Origin of the sequence: Photobacterium sp. (assembly GCF_033720175.1) — a bacterium.
Classification (GTDB): domain Bacteria; phylum Pseudomonadota; class Gammaproteobacteria; order Enterobacterales; family Vibrionaceae; genus Photobacterium.
Window position 1 is genome coordinate 334,601 of sequence record NZ_JAWWDA010000001.1, and the last position, 24,039, is coordinate 358,639.

General features: G+C 46.4%; 26 protein-coding genes. 9 read left to right on the forward strand and 17 right to left on the reverse strand.

What is annotated here, in order from left to right; all coding sequences use genetic code 11:
- Positions 1–275: 275 nt before the first annotated feature.
- Complete coding sequence (locus tag R3289_RS01430; RefSeq protein ID WP_318923928.1) at positions 276–1,190, forward strand: diguanylate cyclase; 915 nt, start codon at positions 276–278, stop codon at positions 1,188–1,190.
- Positions 1,191–1,472: 282 nt separating this feature from the next.
- On the opposite strand, the gene nrfF is transcribed toward R3289_RS01430, so the two are convergent.
- The 6 genes from nrfF to nrfB all read right to left on the reverse strand — a co-directional run bounded on the left by nrfF (position 1,473) and on the right by nrfB (position 6,957).
- The gene (nrfF, locus tag R3289_RS01435; RefSeq protein WP_318923571.1) at positions 1,473–1,985 is read right to left on the reverse strand and encodes a heme lyase NrfEFG subunit NrfF; all 513 of its coding nucleotides are present in this window, start codon (positions 1,983–1,985) and stop codon (positions 1,473–1,475) included.
- Positions 1,982–2,518, reverse strand: a complete 537-nt coding sequence (locus tag R3289_RS01440; RefSeq protein WP_318923572.1) for a DsbE family thiol:disulfide interchange protein — start codon at positions 2,516–2,518, stop codon at positions 1,982–1,984. Before R3289_RS01440 ends, nrfF begins: the two co-directional genes overlap by 4 nt.
- Positions 2,519–2,539: 21 nt before the next feature.
- Complete coding sequence (nrfE, locus tag R3289_RS01445; RefSeq protein ID WP_318923573.1) at positions 2,540–4,525, reverse strand: heme lyase NrfEFG subunit NrfE; 1,986 nt, start codon at positions 4,523–4,525, stop codon at positions 2,540–2,542.
- A gap of 169 nt (positions 4,526–4,694) precedes the next feature.
- A complete protein-coding gene (gene nrfD / locus R3289_RS01450; protein ID WP_318923574.1) occupies positions 4,695–5,654 on the reverse strand; it encodes a cytochrome c nitrite reductase subunit NrfD in 960 nt (319 codons plus the stop codon).
- Positions 5,651–6,343 carry a cytochrome c nitrite reductase Fe-S protein gene (gene nrfC / locus R3289_RS01455; RefSeq protein ID WP_318923575.1) on the reverse strand — a complete coding sequence of 231 codons (693 nt, stop codon included), beginning with the start codon at positions 6,341–6,343 and terminating at the stop codon, positions 5,651–5,653. The genes nrfD and nrfC overlap by 4 nt, the downstream gene beginning before the upstream one ends.
- Before the next feature lie 11 nt (positions 6,344–6,354).
- Positions 6,355–6,957, reverse strand: a complete 603-nt coding sequence (gene nrfB, locus R3289_RS01460; protein WP_318923576.1) for a cytochrome c nitrite reductase pentaheme subunit — start codon at positions 6,955–6,957, stop codon at positions 6,355–6,357.
- 637 nt (positions 6,958–7,594) lie between these two features.
- Between nrfB and nrfA the strand changes: the two genes are divergently transcribed.
- Positions 7,595–9,043, forward strand: coding sequence for an ammonia-forming nitrite reductase cytochrome c552 subunit (gene nrfA / locus R3289_RS01465; protein WP_318923577.1), 1,449 nt, complete (start codon positions 7,595–7,597; stop codon positions 9,041–9,043).
- Between the two features lie 65 nt (positions 9,044–9,108).
- Here the strand turns inward: nrfA and R3289_RS01470 are convergent, their stop codons facing one another.
- The 4 genes from R3289_RS01470 to amrS form a co-directional block, all read right to left on the reverse strand.
- Positions 9,109–9,315 carry a hypothetical protein gene (locus R3289_RS01470; protein ID WP_318923578.1) on the reverse strand — a complete coding sequence of 69 codons (207 nt, stop codon included), beginning with the start codon at positions 9,313–9,315 and terminating at the stop codon, positions 9,109–9,111.
- Positions 9,316–9,394: 79 nt separating this feature from the next.
- Entirely contained in the window at positions 9,395–10,057 is a 663-nt protein-coding gene (locus tag R3289_RS01475; RefSeq protein ID WP_318923579.1) for a nitrite reductase, read from the reverse strand.
- A gap of 312 nt (positions 10,058–10,369) precedes the next feature.
- The gene (locus R3289_RS01480; protein WP_318923580.1) at positions 10,370–10,678 is read right to left on the reverse strand and encodes a glutaredoxin domain-containing protein; all 309 of its coding nucleotides are present in this window, start codon (positions 10,676–10,678) and stop codon (positions 10,370–10,372) included.
- A 100-nt stretch (positions 10,679–10,778) separates the two neighbouring features.
- On the reverse strand, positions 10,779–11,858 hold the full coding sequence (gene amrS / locus R3289_RS01485; RefSeq protein ID WP_318923581.1) for an AmmeMemoRadiSam system radical SAM enzyme: 1,080 nt from the start codon (positions 11,856–11,858) through the stop codon (positions 10,779–10,781).
- Between the two features lie 72 nt (positions 11,859–11,930).
- Between amrS and amrB the strand changes: the two genes are divergently transcribed.
- Complete coding sequence (gene amrB / locus R3289_RS01490; protein ID WP_318923582.1) at positions 11,931–12,719, forward strand: AmmeMemoRadiSam system protein B; 789 nt, start codon at positions 11,931–11,933, stop codon at positions 12,717–12,719.
- Positions 12,688–13,275, forward strand: coding sequence for an AmmeMemoRadiSam system protein A (gene amrA, locus R3289_RS01495; RefSeq protein ID WP_318923583.1), 588 nt, complete (start codon positions 12,688–12,690; stop codon positions 13,273–13,275). The genes amrB and amrA overlap by 32 nt, the downstream gene beginning before the upstream one ends.
- Positions 13,276–13,392: 117 nt before the next feature.
- Here amrA and R3289_RS01500 read toward each other — a convergent pair whose 3' ends face one another.
- From R3289_RS01500 to R3289_RS01520, 5 genes are all read right to left on the reverse strand, one after another.
- Positions 13,393–14,535 carry a DUF3541 domain-containing protein gene (locus tag R3289_RS01500; protein WP_318923584.1) on the reverse strand — a complete coding sequence of 381 codons (1,143 nt, stop codon included), beginning with the start codon at positions 14,533–14,535 and terminating at the stop codon, positions 13,393–13,395.
- Positions 14,536–14,659: 124 nt separating this feature from the next.
- Positions 14,660–15,295 carry an alpha-ketoglutarate-dependent dioxygenase AlkB gene (locus R3289_RS01505; protein WP_318923585.1) on the reverse strand — a complete coding sequence of 212 codons (636 nt, stop codon included), beginning with the start codon at positions 15,293–15,295 and terminating at the stop codon, positions 14,660–14,662.
- Complete coding sequence (gene prpC, locus R3289_RS01510; RefSeq protein ID WP_318923586.1) at positions 15,282–16,415, reverse strand: 2-methylcitrate synthase; 1,134 nt, start codon at positions 16,413–16,415, stop codon at positions 15,282–15,284. Before prpC ends, R3289_RS01505 begins: the two co-directional genes overlap by 14 nt.
- Before the next feature lie 71 nt (positions 16,416–16,486).
- Positions 16,487–17,560 carry an endonuclease/exonuclease/phosphatase family protein gene (locus R3289_RS01515; RefSeq protein WP_318923929.1) on the reverse strand — a complete coding sequence of 358 codons (1,074 nt, stop codon included), beginning with the start codon at positions 17,558–17,560 and terminating at the stop codon, positions 16,487–16,489.
- Positions 17,561–17,677: 117 nt separating this feature from the next.
- On the reverse strand, positions 17,678–18,175 hold the full coding sequence (locus R3289_RS01520) for a hypothetical protein (protein ID WP_318923587.1): 498 nt from the start codon (positions 18,173–18,175) through the stop codon (positions 17,678–17,680).
- Positions 18,176–18,501: 326 nt separating this feature from the next.
- Between R3289_RS01520 and mobB the strand changes: the two genes are divergently transcribed.
- The 3 genes from mobB (at position 18,502) to R3289_RS01535 (ending at position 20,829) form a co-directional block, all read left to right on the forward strand.
- Positions 18,502–19,020 (forward strand): molybdopterin-guanine dinucleotide biosynthesis protein B, encoded by a 519-nt coding sequence (gene mobB / locus R3289_RS01525; RefSeq protein ID WP_318923588.1) that lies wholly within the window; start codon positions 18,502–18,504, stop codon positions 19,018–19,020.
- 161 nt (positions 19,021–19,181) lie between these two features.
- Complete coding sequence (locus R3289_RS01530) at positions 19,182–19,334, forward strand: hypothetical protein (RefSeq protein ID WP_318923589.1); 153 nt, start codon at positions 19,182–19,184, stop codon at positions 19,332–19,334.
- A 202-nt stretch (positions 19,335–19,536) separates the two neighbouring features.
- Positions 19,537–20,829, forward strand: a complete 1,293-nt coding sequence (locus R3289_RS01535; protein WP_318923590.1) for a rhodanese-like domain-containing protein — start codon at positions 19,537–19,539, stop codon at positions 20,827–20,829.
- Positions 20,830–20,919: 90 nt separating this feature from the next.
- Here R3289_RS01535 and R3289_RS01540 read toward each other — a convergent pair whose 3' ends face one another.
- Positions 20,920–21,828 (reverse strand): aldo/keto reductase family oxidoreductase, encoded by a 909-nt coding sequence (locus R3289_RS01540; protein ID WP_318923591.1) that lies wholly within the window; start codon positions 21,826–21,828, stop codon positions 20,920–20,922.
- Positions 21,829–21,924: 96 nt separating this feature from the next.
- Here R3289_RS01540 and R3289_RS01545 point away from each other — a divergent pair, with 96 nt between their 5' ends.
- Positions 21,925–22,329: an XRE family transcriptional regulator gene (locus R3289_RS01545; RefSeq protein ID WP_318923592.1), complete on the forward strand. Its 405-nt coding sequence runs from the start codon at positions 21,925–21,927 to the stop codon at positions 22,327–22,329.
- Between the two features lie 30 nt (positions 22,330–22,359).
- Here the strand turns inward: R3289_RS01545 and R3289_RS01550 are convergent, their stop codons facing one another.
- Complete coding sequence (locus R3289_RS01550; RefSeq protein ID WP_318923593.1) at positions 22,360–22,821, reverse strand: RNA-binding S4 domain-containing protein; 462 nt, start codon at positions 22,819–22,821, stop codon at positions 22,360–22,362.
- Between the two features lie 191 nt (positions 22,822–23,012).
- Here R3289_RS01550 and R3289_RS01555 point away from each other — a divergent pair, with 191 nt between their 5' ends.
- A complete protein-coding gene (locus R3289_RS01555; RefSeq protein ID WP_318923594.1) occupies positions 23,013–23,870 on the forward strand; it encodes a PA4780 family RIO1-like protein kinase in 858 nt (285 codons plus the stop codon).
- Positions 23,871–24,039: the final 169 nt, after the last annotated feature.

Consider the following 24,039-nt stretch of genomic DNA (forward strand, 5'->3'; position numbering starts at 1 on the left):
AATTGAAGCTGGCGAGCTTACTGCACAACAAAGAGCTGCATTTTTACGAGTTTTAGCGAATTATTCCGCCATATCAGGCTTGTTGATACTTGGCGTGTGATCTTAAATACGAGGGAGGCCCCTTGAAGGCTTACATGGTAAAACTTTATCCGGTGAGAGGGTTCTAACAATCGATTAACTGGCTGGCCGAACGGCATTGAAAAATAATGTGCAATGCTAAAAATTTAAGTTATAAATAGATTAATAGTCGGATTTTTTGCAGAGCCTGTGTGCCTATGGTCAAAACGGCAAGGGAATGTGATGAGTATGCAGCCGTAATTGCGGCACTGCCTGATGTGGTGTTTATTCTCACAGAATCAGGACGGTATGCTGATATCTTTGGCGGACAAGACTCAAATTTTTATCATGATGGTTCTGTACTTAAAGGTGTGAGCTTATTCGATGTTTTACCTCACGACAAAGCCGTTTGGTTTCTCCATCGGATACAAGAGACTCTATCTGAAAATAAATTGATGGTGTTTGAGTATACCCTCGCTGGTGATGATGTAGAGAATATCAATAATGAATCAGGGCCACCAGGAAGCCTTTGGTTTGAAGGTCGTGTAAACCCACTAAAATCTTTACACTACGGAGAAAGAGCCGTTGTCTGGGTGGCGAGAAATATAACCGAACGCCATGAGCTAGAAAAAGAATTAAAATATAAATCCGAGGTTGATGCCTTATCTGGCACATTCAATCGCAGGAAACTATTCGAACACCTGAGTGAGGCATTTTATACCTTTCAAAGGTATAAGGAAAACTTCTGTTTTTTACTTATCGATATCGATGACTTTAAGCGAATTAACGATACTCACGGACATCAATCTGGCGATGAAGCCTTACGTTTCATCGCAAACACTTGCCAATCAGAAATTAGGCATACTGATATTATGGGTCGGCTTGGTGGCGATGAGTTTGGGATCATCCACCGAAATGCATCCATAGCTTCATCTTCCGCCCTAGCTAAACGCCTAAATGGGGTCGTTGCACGTAGAACCAAGGAAAAACAATCAGGCTTAGATTTATCAATTAGTATTGGAATCGGTTATTTCAAAGAAAGTGACTATAGTGTTGATCAAATATACAAACGAGCAGATGTTGCACTCTACCAGTCAAAACGAAACGGAAAAAACTGTTATTCTGTTGAATAGAACAGTGCGATCAATTTAAATTATATCGGCAATTACACCTCCTCCACCCGCAGCACTTGCTAGACCGCCAAGCAGCGCACAGCATATTACAATCAACATAATCCCTTTATTTATCATTGTTTCACCTTTCTCATATAGGCGTTGGCTTGCGCCTGAGTCCCAGCCTGGTACCGAGAACAATTTCCAGTATAGAAAACAAGCTGGATGTTGCATGAGCAGCATATGAGAATGGTAAAAAAGTAGTGCTGAAATGTTTTATTTAAGCTGAAATCCCACCATCTCTTAATCTTGTCCCTGATGGCGACGAATCGATCGTACTGTTCCCCAGACAAATGCAAGCAATATCAGGATCGGCCCCAACCACAGTACATAAGTCTTGGGCCCGAATTTTGGCTGATATAGCACAAAATCACCGAATCGACTGGTCATAAAATCAATAACTTGTTGATCGGATTTTCCATCATTCACCATCTGATAGACTTTCAGGCGCAGATCTTTTGCCACTGGCGAGTTTGATTCAATCAGATTCTGGTTCTGACATTGCGGGCAGCGCAGGTTCTTTGCCAGAACCATCGCCCGTTTGTGCTTTTGAGGCGAACGAAACTGAAAAGTTTCCACCGATTCGACTAACCGAGTCTCTGCGGCAATAAAGGTTTGATCTGCCTGAGCATACGCGGGCTGCACAGTGCCGAGCAAAGAAAAGAGCACCAATAACGTTAAAACGCTTCCCGCCGATAAGGCTTTGATATGATTTTTAAGAAAAAGCGGTGCTATTTTAAGGTACGGATTATTCATAGGGTAATGCTCGTTAACTGCTCTATTTTTGGTGCAAATTGTTGTTGCCAGATGGTCGGGGTTAATGCCCCCGTATATCGGTGACGAATGACACCATTTTTATCAATCAAATACGTTTCAGGGGTGCCATAGACGCCTAAATCCAGTGCTAACGCCCCCTGGGGATCATAAATCACCTGCCGATAGGGATTGCCCGATTGCTTTAACTCATCCAATGCCGCCTGCCTGTCATCTCGATAGTTCAGTCCGACTATTGGAATGGCTTGTTGGCTAACCAATTGCTTCAGGTACTCATGTTCCAACTTACAAATACCACACCATGAGGCCCACACATTCAGTAGCTGAACGTCTCCGGTCAAGCTGGCTTGAGTAATCGTACTTTGCCCGTACTGCAGGCTTGGTAACGCAAATTCAGGCACTGGCTGGCCTTCCAAGGGCGAAGAAACCGACGCATTTTTGCTTTCCATACCCAGCACCAGTAAATACCCGGCAGCTAAGACCATAACAAGTGGTAGAAAGCGGATTATTTTCATTATCTTGAATCCTTTCTCTTCTTACTTCCAAATAACAATCGTCGATATTAATTGTTCTTTTTTCTCCGAAGGCTGGTAAACGTTAACGTTAATTCGGACTAATACGGCAAGCGTTCCACCTAACATCATTAATATCCCGCCCAGCCATAGCCAGCGAACAAAAGGTTTATATTGGATCCTGACCGCATAATCTGTGCGATTAAGCTTCTCCCCCAAGGTGATATAGATATCGCCATGCCAGAACCATCGAATGCCCGGCTCACTCATATTCATGGTACGCACGGTGTAATGGCGACGCTGAGGTTCAATCATGCCAAGGCTTGCGCCTTCTTGTACGACCTCTATATTGGCTTGTTCTGCGGTGTAGTTTGCTCCAATCAGTAACTCGGTATCGCGATAATGAAACTGATAATCACCCAGCGCCAGCTGATCACCGGGCCCCATCTTGTTAGTCACTTCTTCGGCGTAGTAACTCACCAGCGTCGCCCCGACCAAGGCGGTAGCAACCCCGACATGGGCGGTGACCATTGCCAGCTGACGGCAACATTTCCGATCAAATTTCCAGCTTTTGCGTGACTTCTGATCCATATATAAAGTCTGCACCGAGGTTAGCGTGATCCATAACGCCATAATGAAAGCGATACATACAACCAGATTAATTCCATCTTCAATCATGATTGACAGCGCAACGCCCAATACGACAGAAACCGCCATAGGCGCCAGAATACGGGTAATGAAGTTGTCTGAAGATGCACGATGCCAGCGAATTAACGGGGCTAAACCCATAAACGCAAAAAGCATGAAACTCAGCGGCATAAACAAGCTATTAAAATACGGTGCCCCGACAGAAATATTACCTAAGCCAAGCGCCTGAAAGACCATCGGATAAAACGTTCCGAGCAGGATGGTTAACGTCACCACGGCAAATAAACTATTACCCGCAAGAAATGCCGCCTCGCGAGACAAAAAGCCAAATCGAACAGGTTTGATATATTGCCCGGAACGAAGCGCAAACAGGCTCAGTGATGTCAGTAATATGACACCGAGAATAGCGAGCAAGGCTAAACCACGTGTCGGATCAACGGCAAACGCATGCACTGAGGTCAAGACCCCGGACCGGACAATGAAAGTGCCGAGTAAACTCAGTGAAAAAGTAAAAATCGACAGTAACAGTGTCCAACTGGTGAGGGCTTTGCGTTTCTCGGTAATGATCAGCGAGTGCAGTAATGCCGTACCCGTCAGCCACGGCATTAACGAAGCGTTCTCAACGGGATCCCAAAACCACCAGCCGCCCCAGCCTAATTCATAATATGCCCACCATGAACCTAACGCGATACCTCCGGTAAGGAAAACCCAAGCGCTGAGTGTCCATGGTCGGCTCCAGCGCGCCCAGGATGCCGGACTGACAGTATCGCTGGTCGTTGTAAGCGCCGATAAAGCAAACGCAAAGCTGACAGCAAAACCGACATATCCCAAGTACAGCATCGGCGGGTGGAAAATAAGCCCGACATCTTGCAACATCGGGTTTAAATCACGCCCTTCTGCAGGCATCGGAAATAAACGCAGAAAGGGATTAGAAGCAAGCAGGGTAAACAGGCTAAAGGCTGCTGCCAGCAATGCCAGAATCACCAGCACCCGGCCAATAAACTGTTCATTTTTGTTACGGCAAAAATAGGCAACTGCCGCCGCCCATCCGGTTAACGAAAATAACCAAAACAGAAATGACCCTTCATGGCCGCCCCATACAGCTGCCACTTTGAAAAATTGCGGTAACTGAGAATTCGAGTGGTGTGCAATATAAGCAACAGAAAAATCATCAACGGCGAAGCTGTACCCCAGCAACACAATTGCTGTCGTGACAGAGAAAAAAGCGCCATAACTTAACGGCCATGCATAGCGGATAATGTATGAGTCCTTTTTAGCTAAACCATATAGCGGAATCGTCCCACCCATTAACGCAAAAACAAACCCGAGTATTAATGCGTAATGTCCGACTTCAGGGATCATTCAATTTCCTTTTAATCATGAACTGCAATCATCATCCAGTAACGCTGGAGAACCGACCTTGAACTCGATCATAAAAGGCCGGAATTCCCCCCAAGGTTATCAGCACAAGACAGACGAAATCGCCACGGTTACCCGTGCCGATTTCATTATTATCTTACCTGTCAGGTCACTAGACGAGCGTCATTTGTCCTGCGTACAGAATAAAAGTACGCAACATCAGAACACCAATCAGGCTCAGGGACGTCACCAGCATAATAAAAGCTTTATTGTGCTTAACCCCTTGCGGACTAATTGCGTTCAGGCCAAGCGGCAATAACATGCCGGCACCAATAACACCATACCAGAACCAGGTCGCCCAGAACCCCCCGCCAATCGCTGCGATAGCCGCCGCTTCTTTCTGGCCGCCACCAAAGTACAGACCAGAGAAAAAGGCAAACAGGACAAACAATTCAAATATCACAACCGGACGTTCAAACTGGTGGATCCATTTTACACACGCGCTATGAGCTGATTCTTTGAACCCAATAATGCCGAGCAACAAACAGGCGGCAGCGCCTGACGACAAGCTTGAGAACAGGAACAGAATTGGCAATATCGGGTTATTCAGTAACGGGTAGGTTTTCAGTGCTGAAAGCAGGAAGCCGGTATAGGCTGCAAGCATCACTGCTAAAAAGCCCAGAAACAGCTCGATGCTATTTTCATATTTACTGATCAGACCAACAACTTTATCGGCAATGGGTAATCGGCCATTCAACAGCTTAAGCAGATCATCTTTGAAAATGATCGCTAACCAGGCAAACAGTACCGCCATGTACACCTGGAATAACAGAACCCCCATCGACATCACTGAGCTGGTGTTATAGAAAATCATGATCTTCCAGAATGACAATGGCTTTGTCAGGTGAAAAATCAAGATCGTTAAACCCGCGATGATGCCAAAAGGTGCAAGAATGGCTGTCGCCTTAATGATCCCATTAGCACTCGGGTGACCCTGAACGACTTTACGCTTTAGGTAAATTGCAATCATCACGGCCCCGGCAGACATACCGGCCAGGAACAGATAAATAGCGATGATCCAATCCCAAACTAATGAGTCAAAATAAAAGGCATCGGCAAATGTCATACTCATCCTTTTATCTCCCCTTTTCCATGAGGCACTTTATACAGCTTCGGCTGCGTACCTAATTCCACTTTCGAACGATAAACTGTTTTTTGACCCAACAACTTGGAAACACTGCTATTTGGATCATTCAAATCACCAAACGTCAGCGATTTTGTTGGGCAAGATTCAACACAGGCAGGTAGCTTACCTTCCTTAAGATTGGTCTTACGGCAAAAATCACATTTATCAGCGGCTTTTGTTTCAGGATTAAAGAAACGGACCTTATAAGGACACGCCGCCAGACAGTAACCACAACCGACACATTTAAATGGATCGACATCCACAATGCCTGTTGCGGGATCTTTAAAAGATGCCCCGGTAGGACAAACATGAACACATGGCGCATTGTCGCAGTGCTGACAGGAAATACGGGTAAACTGGTAATCCACATTAGGGTATTCCCCTTGTGGCTCACTGCGAACAATCTCTAAACGGGATACCCCTTCAGGCACCTTGTTAACTTCACGGCACGCATCGGTACAAGCAGTACAACCGATACATAATGTTTCATCATGTACCATGCCATAACGCTTAGTTCCGTCTTCCATGGTAGCTACCAGTGACTGACGTCCTAATAGCGACCCGCCTGCACTCACGCCCGTTGTAAAAATCACGGCGCCTGCACCAGCTAAAAAATTTCGTCTTGAACACGTCATACCATCACCTCCTACTTCTCTTTTTTCAGGTCTGAGTGACAGTCGACGCACATCTTAATTTTCGACTTTCGTTCAATACCTTTCATCGGATCGGCACTTGGATGCATGGTATGGCAAGACGCACACGATAAATCCAGCGCATGCACATCATGCGTCCAGTTAGCCTCGCTCAGATCTTTCGGTTCGTGGCAGTTAACACAGGTATTATTCTGCTGTTTGATCCACGCCGGATCAGCTGCAGGCTTCTCAGAACCTGCCACTGACTGTGCCAGGGCAAACTTGGTCACCTCAACCGCACCATCACGGTGGTTCTTGCCCACTTTACTGTGGCAATCAACACAAGTGACGTCTCGGTTCGTTTGCGCATGAACGGCGTCAGCATGTGCCCCTCTCAGTACGTCTTTTTCATCTTTGTGGCATTGTGTACAGGCGTAATCTCGATCCCTTATAAATTTGACAACATGTTGACCGGACCCTTGATTTATCACAACAGGATCAGCGACTGTGGCTTCCTGCGTGTCAGAGTCGGCGGCAACATTCATGGAAAAACCAAAAATACAGATCGCTACAAAGAATGTAAGCATCGTATTAATGGCCACTTTACAATTGCCCATTATTCACCTTTTCATCTTCCGTAATTGCAAAACTTATACGACAAATTGCAATCGGTGCTTATATTTAAATTTTGTATATAAAGAGCCTGCGAAGTCATTTCCCTCTAGAGCAATTCCATCCCGGCGGTTATCTATTCCAGGAGCGAAAACTAAAAAGTGAACTTTGATCACAGTTGAAATTAATTCTTATTTACTTGATTGATTAGCCACAACGCTCAACAGGCATATTAAATAATATTTAAAATAATGAAAAATTGAGACGGACTACAATTACCTCTAAAGTAGCATCAGAAATGAACATTTTATGATTAAGATCAAGAAAATCTCATCGCAAGCCATTGAATGTAAAGGTTATACCAGAAAACAAACATCCATATTATGCTGATTTGTAAATACCCCTTAAGGGGTATTTGTGCCATCAACACCCACAATAGCCCTTAAGGGGTAGGTGTGGTTATTGATTTTCGTCATTTTTGACATCACATTTTTGATTAATCCAAAGCAACAGAACATTAATAATTATGAATGCCAATTTATTTTTTGATACTATTTAGCCGAACTTCAATTCTTCTTGCTTAATTAGCCGCATTCACAACGCTTGGCTTATTTAATAATTAGAAAACTGGAGTGACAAATCGTGAGTAAGAAATGGACGCGAAATACTGTCGCAGTGGCAGCTATCTTGTCAGCGTTGTGCTTATCGACTAATGCGTTGGCGACTTCTGAACAGACCGCAACCGCGGAGCAGAAAGAAACAATGCGCTTTGAGCCTCGCAACGAACAATTTGCGAAGACCCATGGAGATCAATATAAAACCTGGGAAGCAACAAAAGAAAGCGAGCAGATTGAAGACGGGCTAGAGGAAGATCCCAATATGGTGGTTCTCTGGGCGGGCTATGGTTTTTCTAAAGACTACAATAAAGCTCGTGGCCACTTCTATGCAGTGACGGATGTACGTCAAACCCTGCGTACCGGCGGTCCGAAAGATGAAAAATCTGGCCCAATGGTTATGGCTTGCTGGAGCTGTAAGAGCCCGGATGTGGCTCGTGTAATTGACGAACGAGGTGAAGACGGTTACTTCGAAGGCAAATGGGCTCGCCTGGGCGCTGAAATCAACAATGCTATTGGTTGCTCAGACTGTCACAATAGCGGAAGCAAAGAGTTTGCTGAGGGTCAGCCGGCACTTCAGCTATCACGCCCTTATGCAGCGCGTGCGATGGAAACCATCGGTAAAAAGTTTGAAGATCAGTCTCGCTTCGATCAGCAAGCGCAAGTCTGCGGCCAATGCCACGTCGAGTACTACTTCACCGGGCCAAATAAATCCGTGAAGTTCCCATGGGACAAAGGTACCACCGTTGATGAAATGGAAGTTTATTATGATGAGCTTGGTTTCAAAGACTGGACTCATGCCGTTTCTAAAACACCGATGCTGAAAGCACAGCACCCGGGTTATGAAACATGGCGTGACGGCATTCATGGTAAAAACAATGTCACTTGTATTGATTGCCATATGCCTAAGGTACAAAACGAAGACGGTACCGTGTTTACCGATCACAAAGTCGGTAATCCTTTTGATCGCTTTGAAGACACCTGTGCCCAATGCCACACCCAAGACAAGAAAACCATGCAAGACATTGTCGCGGAACGCAAGGCAAGCGTAACAGAAATGAAGCTAAGAGCTGAGAAGCAAATTGTTGCCGCTCACTTTGAAGCAAAAGCAGCCTGGGATGCCGGTGCGACGGAAGAAGAGATGAAGCCAATCCAGATGGATATCCGTCATGCTCAGTGGCGCTGGGATTACGCTATCGCTTCTCATGGCGTTCACATGCATGCGCCTGAAGTTGCATTACGTATTCTTGGTACCGCACTTGATAAAGCGGCTGATGCCCGTACGAAAGTGGTTCGTCTGCTGGCAACCAAAGGCATTACGGCAGAAATTCAGCTTCCTGACATTTCAACCAAAGCTAAAGCACAACAAGCGCTTGGTATGGATATGGATAAGCTCAACGCTGAAAAGGAAGACTTCTTGAAAACCGTTGTTCCAGAGTGGAATAAGCAAGCAAATGAGCGTGAAGCGACTTATTAAGACTTGACGGATACCACAGAAATACAAAAGCCAGCATCACGCTGGCTTTTTTTGTTTCAAATAAATTAAGAAAAGTCTAATTCAATGGCCGTACACCCTTTGGCGCAGGCAATCCCCGGCTTATCGCTGGTCTCAGGCGGAACCAGATGTAATGGCTGGCCACATTCCGGACACAGCACGGTCTTACCCTGCATTACGCGCTTAATGACCGCACGCTGATCGCCAAAAGATTTCTTGGTCTGTTTGTTTAATTCGGAAAAATTGAGTTTCATAATTGTCGCTACGCAGTTTTACTTAAGACTGTTGCAAGCAGTATACAGAGATCCCGCTTTAAGTTGTTAGTGTTCGCCGTTATCGAACTAACTTCTTCGCCCGGTTAATCGATGAAATTAACGCGACCCGATCAAGATCAGAGCGCTCGCTGTCTAAGGCTTGTTGCCAGGTATCAATGGCTTTCTGATAACGGGCATTAAGGAAATAATCGGAAGCGAGCAGCATCAGTGCGGGTAAGTTATCCTTATCCAAGGTCAATGCTTGCTTAATAAGTGTCTGGATCTGTTCCGTTACCTGCTGGCCATTTTCATAATACAAAGCGGTCGCTTGCGCTGAGAAAATATTGGCTTGAGGTTGCTTTGCCAAACGGGCTGAATAACCGAACGCAACAGCAGCATTATCAAATTCGCTCACATACATATAGGCATTGCCCAATGCGTACCAGGCTTCGCTGTTTTGTTTATCTTCACGGATCTTATGTTGAATTTCTTCGATACGACGTTGATTGATCTCCTTTGCGCTCATACCGGCAAATTCATCGTCAGCCACTTTGGATACAAGCTCTGTTTGGTACTGCGAAGAGCCCAACTGCCAGTAAAAACCCGCCGAACCCGCGACCAGACAGAGGCTCATCACTACCGGAATGATTCTTCGCTTTTCTGCTGCGCGAAAATGCATCAGCCATATCATCGCAAGACCGGCGACAACGACTGTCGCGATACCTATCCCTAACTCAATCACGCATTCAACCGTTATATCATCGTGTAAATTGTTGGCTTTATTTTACCTCTTTTCAGCTCAATCTGTGAGTAACAAAATTCGTTAACTTAATCTGGATCAAGTGCCGATGCACAAGAAACAGAAAACAAAAAAAGCTCCCGAAGGAGCCTTCTTACAAACAAATATCCCCTAATACTTAATCACAGAAGTTTTTGACCCGTTCAGTCTCAAAACGTGATCATTCCGTAAAGTGAGGAACGAACTTATACGGAATCTAAGGCATACACGATCAGAGCTGGATCCCGGATATTAAGGAGATCAGTAATATCAAACTTACAGTTCGAAATCACCCAGTTCAGCGGTATCAACCTGACGCTCAAGGAAAGCAACCAAGTCATCGTGGCCACCGATGTACTGACCATCAATAATGATTTGAGGGACGGTACGAACCGTGACATTTACGGTCTGTTCAATGAATGCAATCATCTCTGTTTTTTCCAGATCCGTTCCCAGTACCAAAGTGGTGTACTCGGTACCGCGATCATCCAGAATAGCTTTCGCTTTTACGCAGAATGGACAATGAGGCTGAGTGATTACCAGGTTCTGGTATTGCGCTAACTGCTCAATGGTAATTTTCGACATGGTTTTCCAATAAGGCTGATTGATGTTATCGCAATAAGATAATGGAAATCGAAAGACGAGTAAAACCCTGCAAAACAGATCCGTAGGTTTTCACACTACGCTAGCCGATCTTAACCGGGATACGCTGGCGGCCAAAGGCTTTACCTCTGGCGGAAAAACGTCCGGCTAACTGATAACCGCAGTGCTGGCAGTGACCATCATCTGTCAGGGCATATTCACCAATCTGATACCAATCGCGGGATATGACTTTATGATGACACTGCGGGCAATACGTACTGTCGCCCGCTTCATCATAAATATTACCGACATAGGCATAATTAAGCCCGTTTTTCATCGCGATATCTCTCGCCCGCTGAACGGTTTCAGGCGGTGTTCTCGGTTTATCGAGCATTTTAAAATCCGGATGGAAGGCACTGAAGTGGATCGGAATATCCGGCCCTAGATTGTCGTACACCCAACGCGTCAACTCGTCTAACTCTGCCGAGCTGTCATTTTCACCAGGGATCAGCAGCGTGGTAATTTCAAACCACACCTCAGTCTCATGACGTAGATACAGCAAAGTATCGAGTACTGGAGCCAGATGCCCACTACAAATTTTATGGTAGAAACGTTCAGTAAAAGCCTTCAAGTCAATATTCGCGGCATCCATATGCTGGAAAAATTCCATTCTTGGATCATCACAGATATACCCGGCACTGACGGCAACACTGTGAATACCGAGCTCATGGCAAGCCTGTGCGGCATCCACCGCATATTCCATAAAGATCACCGGATCGTTATACGTAAACGCAATACTGTCACAACCATAACGTTTGGCAGATTGCGCAATCTGCTCAGGCATCGCCTGCTCGCCCAGGGTATCAATCTTACGCGATTTACTGATCCCCCAGTTCTGGCAGAACTTGCAGCTGAGGTTACAACCGGCAGTACCAAACGATAACACCGAGCTACCCGGATAAAAGTGATTTAACGGCTTCTTCTCAATAGGATCGATACAAAAACCGCTGGATCGACCATAGCTGGTCAGCACGATCTCACCCTCGTGTGCCTGCCTGACAAAACAGGCGCCACGTTTGCCTTCGCGCAATCGACAGCGGCGGGGACAAAGATCACACATGACCCTGCCATCATCTAGGCGATGCCAGTATTGGGTTTTAAAAAAGCTGGGGGCTAATTGCATCTCAACGACTCACAATATAAATTTACTACCTATACTAAATATAGTCCCGTTGAAAATAACCGTGTGATTTCTATGAATATTCGATACCCGGCAGTGGCAGGTAGCTTCTACGATAAATCCGCGCAACATCTTCAAAGTCAGTTAGATAACTGGCTCAAACCTCAACCTGCCTTACACTATTCGATACGTGCTCTTATCGTGCCTCATGCCGGTTATATATATTCCGGAGAAACGGCCGCCCAGGCATACCGCCACCTGAAGAGCCTGGCAGACAAGATCGAGAGAGTCATACTCGTCGGGCCAAGTCATCGCGTTTATTTTCAGGGCTGCGCGCTACCTTCTGCGCACTATTTCGCCACCCCGCTAGGCAATATCCCCATTGACACCCAAGCCATTGAACAGCTACAAAAAAAAGAAAATGTGGAAATGTCAGATCAGGCGCATGCCTTAGAACACTGTCTTGAAGTACAACTGCCTTTTTTGCAAACCTGCCTGCATCAGTTTACTTTATTGCCGTTGTTAACCGGTAATGTCTCGCCGGCCACGGTCGCCAATCTCATCGACGACTTGTGGCAGCAGGAAAATACCCTTCTGGTTGTCAGCAGCGATCTGAGCCATTTTCACCCTTATTCAGAAGCACAACACATCGATAAACACACATGCTCTTTAATCGAACATTTTCAATCGTCATTAACACCCGAGCAGGCTTGTGGCTCGACCGGGATAAATGCACTGCTATTACTTGCAAAGAAACGGGGCTACCAACTCACACGCATGGATCTAAAAAATTCCGGTGACACCGCCGGAGATAAGGAGAGAGTCGTAGGATATGTCAGTTATCTCATATCAGAAATTAAGTAAAGGGGAACTAACCCAACTGTTGGATATCGCTCGTGAAGCCATCCGAGGACATTTATCGAATGGTGAAATAAACGCTCCGCAGCTTGATTTATACAGTAAAAAATTATTAAAACCTGCCGCCTGTTTTGTCACCCTGGAAGTTAATGGTGAACTGCAAGGTTGTCTCGGTACAATAGCGGCCCATTCTCCTCTGGTACTGGAAGTACACAACAAAGCAAGAGCCAGTGCCTATCAGGACCGCAGGTTTATGCCACTGACAAAAGATCAACTCGACAAACTCACCATTGAAGTGTCAGTCCTTTCTGATCCGGAACGGCTGATGGTTAACTCAGAACAGGAATTACTCGATTATTTGGCTGACCATAAGGTCGGAGTGATCCTGACACAAAATCACAAACAAGCCCTGTTCTTACCCCAGGTATGGGAAAAGCTGCCCGAACCGAAAGATTTCATCCGTCAGCTGAAAGTAAAAGCCGGTTTAAAAGCGACCTACTGGTCACCCGATATGGTGGTCAGCACCTTCACGGTCAGCAGTATCAAAGGCAAATATTTCTAAGTGCCACGAGAATTAACGATTTTCATGGTCATCGGAAGACAAACACAAAAGGCGAAGCCGTACTTCGCCTTTCTGCTTGCGTTTAGCGGCAGATGTAATACCAGCCGTTATATGACTTTATTTTGGCACTAAACCATATGGCACAGAGTCAAACATATCAGGTTGCTTGGTGATCGTCGGGGCCACATGCGGCCCTTTCCAGTCAAGCAGCATAATTGCCAGTACATTGCGGTGTTCACCATCCCTTAACTCAACCCCGCCACTGACCGATGGCACCAGGCCATGCTCACGATTCAAGGCTTGTTGAATCACCTTTTGCACTTTCAGAACAACAGGATCATCACCTAACCCGGCCAGCAGGAAGTTAATCCCCACCTCGGCAATCACATCTTCTTTCGCCCGGGCGATAATCGCATCAATATTGTCGCGATAATAGTCATATACCCACTGGAAATCCTGCTCGTTAATTGGATGCTGGTAATACGCGGATGCGGCAAAAATAATATGGGTAAGCCCATAAATTTTATTGCCAAACTGCTGTTCTGACAGCTGGCTGTCATCACGGTCCGGATACGCTTTCCTGAATGCGGCAATAAACTCCTCAACCACATCCTGTTCGCCTAACTGACGCAACCAGTACACCTGATTAGCCAACTGAGCCGCCCAAGCTTTTATCATCGCCTCATCCGTTGCGTACTTGGCAAAATCATAACGACGGATCACCTGGTGTAATTTGTCATCTTCACGATGTTTCAGACCATATTCATCGGCACGCGCCATTGAACCAAGCAAGTCAACACCAAGGTACAGGTATTCAGGCATTTGCTGTGTTGCTTCATAACGCAACTTGCTGCGCTCATTTGTTTTATCCAGATAGCTTTCAATACGCTTATTGGAATAAACCTGGATCTGCTCCGGGGTATAAACTTCGGTCGCAAACATATTCAGCCGACTGGCAACCCGTGCCATATCAGACCATACCGCCGCTTCATATTTATCATCCAGCGTCTGACGATACATTCTCAGCCCGTAATGGCCGGACTTAAACGCCGGTAACGTAAATAGCTTCGCTTCATAGGTATCGCGGATCAGCTGAGCATCTTGCTTAAATCGGTATATGCTCTCCGTCTGAGTGACGATTGGTTGATCTATACTGGCAAGAGCCAATTCTTGAGTGGAAAATGCAGGTTCTGTACTGGAAATAGCTGGAGCCACCAGCAAAGAGATAAAAAGCGGCAGGCCTATCGTTAATAATTTCATACAACTCCCTGTCTATAGCACAGATTCTATTAAGCCTGCGACAATACCAACACCGTGTGCAAAAATACGCTAGCAGATAATATTATACTCAAGACACCGGATGTGATAACGAACAAACGGTTACTTAACCCGTAATATCAACTGGCATAATCTGGCGGAAGGTCAGATTAATTCTCGGTTGCATGGGTTTCTGAGTCTTGGGAACGGAATGGAGCCAGCAGGTTTGAGTCTCACCCGCCATGATCAATAGCGAACCGGAGTGCAGGACAAATTCAATCTTCTGCTTGGTCTCGATATGTTTTAAAACAAAACGACGCTGTTCACCGAAACTGACCGACGCAATAACGGGCTGATAACCGAGCTCCTTTTCATTATCCTGATGGAAGCCCATGTAATCTTGTCCGTGGCGATAGAGATTCGCCAGTACCGAATTAAACGACACCCCAGCCGCCTGCTCACAGGCCGCTTTGATTGCCAGTAAGGTAGGCGTCCACAGCTCCGGCTTCATAGTTAGGCCCGAATAGGTGTACTGAACATCGCCGCACCATGCCTGCAAACGAGGCTGCAAGACCTGACGGCCAAACATCCGAATCGATTGTTGTTGCCAGTTCAGTTCGTTCGATAGATGCTGAAAATACTCATCAGCCTGTTGCGCTGAAAAGAAATGTGGCGCCCAGTACAGCCGTCCCTGAGGAATGGTTATCCATTCCCCGGCTTTGCTTGCTGACTCGAAAAAATCGATATTGTCAGTGTCGCTCATCAATCGGCAGCCAGTCTTGGTGATCCGGCCCAATATAGTCGGCACTAGGCCTGATAATACGGTTATGCGCTCGCTGTTCGAACACATGTGCCGCCCAGCCTGTCACTCGACTCATCACGAAAATCGGGGTAAACAACTTGGTAGGGATCGCCATAAAGTGATACGCCGGGGCATGGAAGAAATCGACATTACAGAACAGGTCTTTTTCCCGTTTCATTACCTGCTCGATACGCTCGGACATCTCATACAGCACCGAATCATCCGCCTCTGCAGCCAGCTTCTTCGCCCAGCGTTTGATCAGTACATTACGAGGATCGAATTCGGTATACACCGCATGGCCAAAACCCATCACTTTTTCATTATTTACCAGCATCTGTAAAATACCGGCTTCAGCTTCATCCGGGGTCTGCCAGCGTTCGATCATCTCCATCGCCGCTTCGTTAGCTCCCCCATGCAAGGGTCCGCGCAACGTACCAATTGCTGCTGCAATACATGAATGAAGATCAGACAAGGTTGATGCGCAGACTCGCGCCGAAAAGGTTGAGGCATTAAACTCATGCTCGGCATACAGAACCAGTGAGCATTGCATGACCTGTATATGAAGATCAGAAGGCGTCTTTCCGGTCAGCATCTTTAAAAAATAGCCCCCGAGGCTATCCTGATCACAATAAGTTTCAATCCGCACACCATGATGGCTGTAGCGATACCAGTAACAGAGGATCGCAGGCAATAACGCCAGCAAGCGGTCGGCCTTATCCTGCTGCTCACTGAAGTCATGTTCCTGCTCCAGATTACCCAGCATCGAACAGCCGGTTCGCATCACATCCATCGGATGGGCATCTGCCGGGATCTGCTCTAATGTGTTTTTTAATGCCAGGGGTAAACCCCGCAATGAGATCAACCTGGTTTTGTAAGCAGCCAGCTCTGTCCGGGTTGGCAACTTGCCTTTTAATAACAGATAAGCCACTTCTTCAAATTCAGCGTGTTCGGCTAAATCCGTAATATCATAACCACGGTAAGTGAGACCTGTACCGGTTTTACCTACCGTACAAAGTGCAGTCGAACCCGCACTTTGCCCGCGTAACCCTTCACCACTCAACTCTTTGTGTTTACCAGGCATAACCCGCTCCTTATCTTTAAAGAAAAGAGAATTCCCTCTAAAGATAGGTCAGAATATACACTTACAACTAATTACATCGGAGTCAGATCAATATCTACCCATACCAGCCGATGATCAGAGCCCGCTTGCGCCCTTTCCCTACCCCGCTCATCGGTGATCAGATGACGTAGCGGACCTTTTTTATCCGGCCAGAATACACCGGATTGCTTCACACATAGGTTCTCTGAAGGCAGGACATAATCAAGCCGCAGCCCATCGAGGTGCGTCCATTCATTTTTCCGGCCGGTGCGAGCCTGACGAGGTTGAAGAAAATACCCACCTAAACTCTTAGGGGTTAGTTTACCCGCACTGGCGGAACGGTTGATCCGGCGATGATACAGCAAGTCACGAATGGACTTTTTGATCCCATCACCGTCGATCAGGTCAGCATTAAGATCGCCCATCACCACAAACTTATCCTTATCAGATAAACCACCTTGCTGGCCCTGATCATCGACCAGATAACCAGCATGGTTAATGATGTCGGTGATCAGGCGTAATTCATCATGATTTCGGCGCGCATTACGTCTTTCTTCACCATCAAACACCGGCGGTGTGGGGTGACAACAAAGCAGATTAATAACCTGCTGTTCAACCTCGATAGGTATCAATACATGATTTTTCGACGATAACCTCAGCACTCCGGCGGCTTGTTCACTGTAATAACCCTCAGGCATGCAATGGCCCGGCATATCTTGCCAAAGTAATTGTTGCCAGCTTCGGATCTGCCGCTGAAGAATAGGGAAGCGTGACAGGATAACGAATCCGAAATGGCCATGGTGTTCACCAAAACCGAGACCGTCATCCGGTAACGTCAGCTTACCATCACCGTTCAAGTCAAATGGGCTTAATAAACCGGTATTACTTGCCGGTGCATAGTGATAGGGATATTCAATTGCAGACTGGTGATGCTGGGGTTCAGCCAGATAGAGGCGACAAAAATTTGCTAATGCACCGTCATCCCCTCCTTTTCCGGGATGATCGAATTCGCACAGCAGTAAGACATCGGGACGAACGTGCTGAATAATAGCCGCAAGTTTAGAAAAACGGCCATTATCCGCGGTAGAAGTCTGTGTGAGGATCTGACCTTCAACCGGTTCAGACATCGAAATATTAAACAACGCTATACGTACAGTTTGAGTTAGCAAGGAGCGCTCTTGTATCCATAAAGAGATAGTGAGTTGAATTGTAACGATTTATCTGTCAGCTGTAACGCACGATTTTCAACTGATTGACCAGCCGACCAAATGCGTTATTGCCAGCCGTATTTGCTCGGCATCATGCATTGCACGGTGTTTGACCGGCCCTTGTTCTTCCAGTGCCAGCTGGAAACGAGCACGCTCAATACCATTCTCCTGCATTAGCCAATGACCGACTTCGGTGAGCGTAAAAGAGGGGCGCATATGTGCTGAATGGTAAAGTCGACCAAGCCAGAATAAATCCCATTGGCTGTCGCAAAAAACATATTCGAATTTGCCGAGAACAATATTTAAGTGCTGACAAACATCAACGACCTGATTGCCATTAAGCTCAAGCTCTTTACGAGAAATTCGATGAATTTCTTGTTCCGCATACTTATCCCAATGCTGCCAAACATCGCTGGCGGTTAACGGGTTGATTAACAGACTGTGACCACTGCCGTCGGGTAAGGAATACCCCACTTCAATCGGATACGATTGATCCGATAATCCAGATGCTTCAAAATCCAGCGTTGCCCACATAGCACTCTCCCTGATGCCGTTGATAATTCATGAAAGACACCATCCTGTCGGTCTTTCATCTCTTACTGATAAATCTCGATTTAACCTCTCAGTCCTTTTCACCCCGTTTATTATTCGTACCTTTACTCTCTTCTATTAGGGTCATTCACTGCAGCAGTCCCCACGAAAAATCAGTAAACCACACAATAATTCTAGACGGTATATACCACTAACGAGTAACAATTGACCGCCTCGACGGATAGTACGCCAGGCAACGAGAGTGACACCATGACGTTTAGGCTGATTTGCTTTAAGATCACCGGATACTTTTTATTCCCGAGAAAAACATGACGCCAATAATCGGTTTTGCCGGTTACAGTGGTTCAGGAAAAACCACCTTACTGGAAAAATTAATCCCCGTATTAAAGCAGCATGGCCTGCGTATCGGTCTGGTTAAACACAGCCACCATAACATCGATCCTGATGTACCAGGGAAAGACAGCTATCGCCTGCGTCATGCGGGTTGCGCTCAAACGCTACTCGCAACGAAGGCCCGCCATATGCTCTACTTCGAGTATCCAGAGCCAGAACATGATGAGCCGGAGCTAACGCAATGCCTGGACCAACTCGATCATACCCGGTTGGATTTAGTGCTGGTAGAAGGTTTTCGCGACAACGCTTTTCCTAAGATTGAAATTCATCGCCCGGCTTATGGGAAACCGCTGCTCTACCCTAATGACCCTCATATTATTGCGTTTGCCACAGACAGCCAACCGACGAAGAACATTCCGTTACCGGTGCTGGATATAAACCAGCCACAACAGATTGCCGAATTTATCGTGCAATGGCGGCGGCAATATATATAAACCCTTTTTCCGTCGGTGAGCAGTCAAAAATGCCAGATCGCCGAACGAGTGTGATCTACGCCTTGCTACTCATCCCTAAAAAAAACAGCTAGGGATGATGATTTATTAACCACCTCACGACATTCTTTATGCATAGCACACACAATACAGAGTCGTTACCAATGCTAACTTTCACTCAAATCCACAACTTCACTCAACAAAATGATGAACCAGAGGCTGAACAGCCAACAGCGTTATCAGAAAAAGAAGTGCAACGACAAGCACTGTTAAAACAGGCGCAGCAAGACGGTGGCATTAAGGTTATCGAACAATAATGGTGCATAAGAGAAAACAGCGGGAGAGGTAATTGCGTCGATTTCTCCTCTTTAATTGTTTTCCAGACTCTGATTTTCCGTTGCTGATTTGTGATATAGAACAACTATATATGCAAATTAGCATCTGGAAATTTTCGCTGAAACGAGCGCTTGAAGTTGGTTGGGTATATAATCAGAAATCTTCAATCAATTAGGTTTTATGATGCACGCTATCAGCAAAACAATATTCCCTGTCATCATGCTTATCAGCTTTGAATTGCAAGCAATCACCTTTGATGACCTATCAGTCATCCCCTCTTCAGATATTCAGGTAATAGACTGCCGCTCCAGCAACTACTATAACGGCTGGCCGGAAGCTGACGCTAAACGTGGCGGGCACTTCCCTGGTGCAATCAATATCGATGCAGGCTGGCTGAAAAGTATTGAACCAGCACAATTCAAGCAACTGCTGAACGAGAAAAAGGTCATGGTTGATAAACCGACCTATCTATATTGTGACAACACGGCAAGCGCACTTGTGAATTCAGCCCTAAAAGATCAAGGTCTAACCGCGGTTAATATCATCGACCAGCCAATTAGCCTGTACTCTGGTCAACTTGATGCCCTGCCTCGCTTCCAGCAACTGGTCACGCCTAAGTGGGTAAAGCAGGTCGTGGAAGGCCAGCAGCCTCATTATGCTCCCAAGAAAGGGTATAAATTAGTCGAGGTTGCCTGGGGGCCACCAACCAAACACCTTGCCTCTCACATTCCAACCGCACGGTATCTCAATACTAATGAGATTGAATCAGAGCCATGGTGGAACCGGGTCAGCGACGAGAAGTTAGCCAAGGTTATTCGAGAACTGGGCATCCGCTACGACACCACAGTAATCCTGTATGGCCGTAATAACATGGCTGCCGCCCGCGCTGCCAACATCATGATGTATGCCGGTGTTGAAGATGTGCGTTTGCTTAACGGGGGTTGGAAGGCTTGGGTTAATGCCGGATACGCCACCGAACCGATGTTAAAAAGCGATAACACTCCCGTCGATTTTGGTCGGGAAATTCCTGCAAATCCAGATCTGATCATTGATGTAGCAGAAGCTAAGGCGATGCTGAATAAGGCACCTGCGACACAATCATTAGTCAGTATCCGAACCTGGGACGAATATATCGGCAAGACCAGTGGTTATAAGTATATCGAACCCAAAGGACGAATTACCGGTTCTAAATGGGGCCACGCCGGTAGCGATGCCAATCATCTTGAAGATTTTCGCAACCCTGATGACACCATGAAAAGTGCTAAAGACATCGAAAATCTCTGGCAGCAATGGAATATCAACCCGTCCCAGCAAGTCTCTTTCTATTGCGGCACCGGTTGGCGTGCCTCTGAAACGTTCTTCTACGCCTATGTCATGGGGTGGAAAAATATCAGCGTCTTTGATGGCGGCTGGTTCGAGTGGAGTGGCGATAAAGCCAACCCGACTTCGACGGGCGATATTTCAGATAAAAAATAGTCCGCAAAAATGGCAGTCAGAATTAGGCTTATAACCCTCTTCTGACTGCCATTATGTCATTTTATTTTCGGTGATTTTTAAGAGAATGCCTTATGGCACACCATGGCCTTTCGAAGCCGCCCATACCCGGAACCACTGTTCGCGTGTCAGCTCAATCCTGAGTGATTCAACTGCCGCCTGCACTCGCTCTATCTTACCGGAGCCGATAATTGGCAACGGATTCGATGGCAGACGCTTCACCCATGCGTAAATCACCTGATCGAGACTCACCGCACCGACTTCCTGGCGAATGGCTTCTAACTCGTTACGTACACGAACTTGTTGCTCTGACTGGCCAGAGAAAATTTCGCCACCCGCCAGGCAAGACCAAGCCATCGGCTTGGTACGTTTCATTTGCAGCTGATCTAACGTACCGTCATGAACGACGTCAAAGTTCAGGGGATTAATTTCAACCTGATTAGTCACCAGCGGTGCATCCAGGCGAGATTGCAGCAAATCAAACTGAGCGGGCGAGAAATTCGACACGCCGAAATGGTTCACCTTGCCTTGCTGTTTGAGTTCAGCAAAAGCTTCTGCAACTTCGTCAGCATCCATTAATGCGTCAGGCCGGTGGATCAGCAAGACATCGATATTCTCAACATGCAGACGAGTTAATGAGTTGTTCACAGACTCAATAATGTGCTGCTTGCTGGTGTCGTAATGGTTGATTTTGCGATTAGGGAATTGCGTTGTGCATAAATTAATATCGCACTTTGTCACGATCTCTATTTGCTCGCGAATACTCGGATCCAGCACGATGGCTTCACCAAATAACTGTTCACACGAATAACCACCATAAATATCAGCATGATCGACCGTGGTTATTCCGAGCTCAATATGCAACTTCAAAAATGACAGACGCTCCTGCGCTGTCATACCCCAATCGGCCAAACGCCAATAGCCTTGGACAAGCTCAGAAAATTGTGGGCCTTGCGGGGTTAATTCTACTTTTGCAACCATGATCTTTTTCCTCCCGAAAATTCTGTTTCCATCCTAGGCTTGTTTCGCCAGAGCCGCAATGCTACAAAGGGGAAACCTCGAACTGGAGTACGAATTATGGCATTTGCCGAACGCCTCAAGATATTAATTGGTGAAGAGAGCATCAGCGGCTTTGCCCGCCGGGTCGAGCTCAGTGAAGCTCTGATCCGCAAATACCTCAAAGGCAGCGAGCCCGGCCTGAGTAAAGCCAACCAAATTGCGATGAAAGCAAACTGCTCGCTGGAATGGTTAGCAACGGGATGCGGCTATTTATACCGCCATGCTGAAGTTGTTGATAAAGAAGCCCTAAAAGCTGCATATCAAGCGATCAGTGAGCAGTCTTTATCAGAACTGCAACTCGGAGAGCTTGTTCGCATGGTTTCGGGCTATCAATTTCTACGCAAAACTAAAAAATCAGACGGCTATCTGGATCTCAATGGCATGTTGACATTTTTAGCTGTCGCCAAAATGGATGAACAATAGCATCAGGGCAATCATTTGATGGCCATCACCTTAAAAACTGATTAGCTTACGCCCTGTTGACTGGTCTGCTTTACTGATCTCTTTGGGAGAAGATGATTTCTTCTGACCGCCTTTATTTCCATTACTGCTTTTGTTACCTTTCTTATTAGCCGTACTTTTATTGCTTTTTTTAGCATTCTTTTGTTGTGGCTTGTTCGGCGCTGATGTCTTTGATTTAGGCTTTTCGGCTTCTTCTATAGGCTCCTGAACGGGCTGATCACAAAGCACCACATAGTATTCTTCATTAAACTCGACCAAATCACCGTCATACATTTTACGGCGTTTACGCTGCTCAAGTTCACCGTTAACCACCACATACCCTTCTGCGATTGCAAATTTGGCTTCACCGCCACCACTCACCGCATTAGCAATTTTCAACACTTTATATAGCTCGATAGGTTGAGAAGAGACCTCAATACCAATCGCTTCAACTTCAATTTCTTCCTGAGACATTTGCCTGACTCTAATAGTTACCAATTAATAACGTGAATTCTACCGCACAAAGCAGGTTTAAGGTTAGCAATCTTAAGGCAAGCAGTAGCAACGGAAGTAATTCAAGGTGTTGTTGAAAATCAAACTGGGCCGGAATAACATTACACACAAAAAAGTTCGTGCTAATGGTCAGTTTAAGGTATAAAGACGCGATGAAAATACCGAAACGAATCCAGCCACTGGTTGATGACGGCTTAGTGGATGAAGTCATCCGCCAGCTGATGAGTGGCAAAGAAGCCAGCGTCTATGTAGTACGCTGCGGCAATGATGTTCGCTGCGCGAAGGTCTACAAGGAAGCGGATAAGCGCAGCTTTAAACAAGCCGTGCAATACCGCGAGGGCCGCAAGGTACGAAATAGCCGCCGCGCCCGGGCGATGGAGAAAGGCTCCAAGTTCGGCCGTGAGCAGCAAGAACAGGTCTGGCAAAATGCCGAAGTCGATGCGCTCTATACGTTAGCCGCTGCTGGTGTACGCGTTCCCCAGCCTTATGGCTGCTTTGACGGCGTATTGCTAATGGAGCTGGTCACTGATGATGAAGGCTTGGTTGCCCCACGCCTGAACGATGTATCAATGTCCGCCGAACAAGCACGTGAAGATCACGCTGTTGTCATGGAATATGTTAAGCGCATGCTTTGCGCCGGGCTGATACATGGTGATCTGTCAGAATTTAATGTCTTGGTGGATGAATACGGCCCCGTCATTATCGACCTTCCTCAAGCTGTTGATGCCGCAGCAAATAACAATGCTCAATGGATGCTGGCGCGAGATGTCAACAATATGACCAGCTACTACGCTCAGTACGCCCCCGAACTGCTAGACAGCCAGTACGCCAAAGAAATCTGGGCCCTGTTTGAGGCCGGTGAATTGCACCCTGATATTGAGCTAACGGGTCACTTTGAAGAAAGTACAGAAGTGGCTGATATCGATTCCGTACTGGAAGAGATTAAAGCGGTTTTTGCCGAAGAACAAGATCGCCGGGAACGGCTACGCGAAGCAGAAGAGCTGGAGTAGTCCAGCTCTGTTTTCTCGGATTGAGCAATTATCTGGATTTTCTGTTAGTGATAATAAGCTTTAGCCGCGAAAAATAATTACCACAGAGAGACTAAACTAAACGACAAGATCCTGCCGTTCGCAAAGCTATTTGCTTACATCAGTACTCGGTCGATAGCCATATTTGGCA

Coding starts and splice junctions, on each gene's coding strand:
- nrfE (WP_318923573.1), bottom strand. CDS start 4,525: ATGATCCCTGAAGTCGGACATTACGCATTAATACTCGGGTTTGTTTTT.
- R3289_RS01540 (WP_318923591.1), bottom strand. CDS start 21,828: ATGGTTGCAAAAGTAGAATTAACCCCGCAAGGCCCACAATTTTCTGAG.
- prpC (WP_318923586.1), bottom strand. CDS start 16,415: ATGCCTGGTAAACACAAAGAGTTGAGTGGTGAAGGGTTACGCGGGCAA.
- R3289_RS01515 (WP_318923929.1), bottom strand. CDS start 17,560: ATGTCTGAACCGGTTGAAGGTCAGATCCTCACACAGACTTCTACCGCG.
- nrfC (WP_318923575.1), bottom strand. CDS start 6,343: ATGACGTGTTCAAGACGAAATTTTTTAGCTGGTGCAGGCGCCGTGATT.
- R3289_RS01545 (WP_318923592.1), top strand. CDS start 21,925: ATGGCATTTGCCGAACGCCTCAAGATATTAATTGGTGAAGAGAGCATC.
- R3289_RS01520 (WP_318923587.1), bottom strand. CDS start 18,175: ATGTGGGCAACGCTGGATTTTGAAGCATCTGGATTATCGGATCAATCG.
- mobB (WP_318923588.1), top strand. CDS start 18,502: ATGACGCCAATAATCGGTTTTGCCGGTTACAGTGGTTCAGGAAAAACC.
- R3289_RS01440 (WP_318923572.1), bottom strand. CDS start 2,518: ATGAAAATAATCCGCTTTCTACCACTTGTTATGGTCTTAGCTGCCGGG.
- nrfB (WP_318923576.1), bottom strand. CDS start 6,957: ATGGGCAATTGTAAAGTGGCCATTAATACGATGCTTACATTCTTTGTA.
- R3289_RS01550 (WP_318923593.1), bottom strand. CDS start 22,821: ATGTCTCAGGAAGAAATTGAAGTTGAAGCGATTGGTATTGAGGTCTCT.
- amrS (WP_318923581.1), bottom strand. CDS start 11,858: ATGCAATTAGCCCCCAGCTTTTTTAAAACCCAATACTGGCATCGCCTA.
- nrfD (WP_318923574.1), bottom strand. CDS start 5,654: ATGAGTATGACATTTGCCGATGCCTTTTATTTTGACTCATTAGTTTGG.
- R3289_RS01535 (WP_318923590.1), top strand. CDS start 19,537: ATGCACGCTATCAGCAAAACAATATTCCCTGTCATCATGCTTATCAGC.
- R3289_RS01430 (WP_318923928.1), top strand. CDS start 276: ATGGTCAAAACGGCAAGGGAATGTGATGAGTATGCAGCCGTAATTGCG.
- R3289_RS01530 (WP_318923589.1), top strand. CDS start 19,182: ATGCTAACTTTCACTCAAATCCACAACTTCACTCAACAAAATGATGAA.
- R3289_RS01480 (WP_318923580.1), bottom strand. CDS start 10,678: ATGTCGAAAATTACCATTGAGCAGTTAGCGCAATACCAGAACCTGGTA.
- R3289_RS01470 (WP_318923578.1), bottom strand. CDS start 9,315: ATGAAACTCAATTTTTCCGAATTAAACAAACAGACCAAGAAATCTTTT.
- amrB (WP_318923582.1), top strand. CDS start 11,931: ATGAATATTCGATACCCGGCAGTGGCAGGTAGCTTCTACGATAAATCC.
- amrA (WP_318923583.1), top strand. CDS start 12,688: ATGTCAGTTATCTCATATCAGAAATTAAGTAAAGGGGAACTAACCCAA.
- R3289_RS01555 (WP_318923594.1), top strand. CDS start 23,013: ATGAAAATACCGAAACGAATCCAGCCACTGGTTGATGACGGCTTAGTG.
- nrfF (WP_318923571.1), bottom strand. CDS start 1,985: ATGAATAATCCGTACCTTAAAATAGCACCGCTTTTTCTTAAAAATCAT.
- R3289_RS01505 (WP_318923585.1), bottom strand. CDS start 15,295: ATGAGCGACACTGACAATATCGATTTTTTCGAGTCAGCAAGCAAAGCC.
- R3289_RS01500 (WP_318923584.1), bottom strand. CDS start 14,535: ATGAAATTATTAACGATAGGCCTGCCGCTTTTTATCTCTTTGCTGGTG.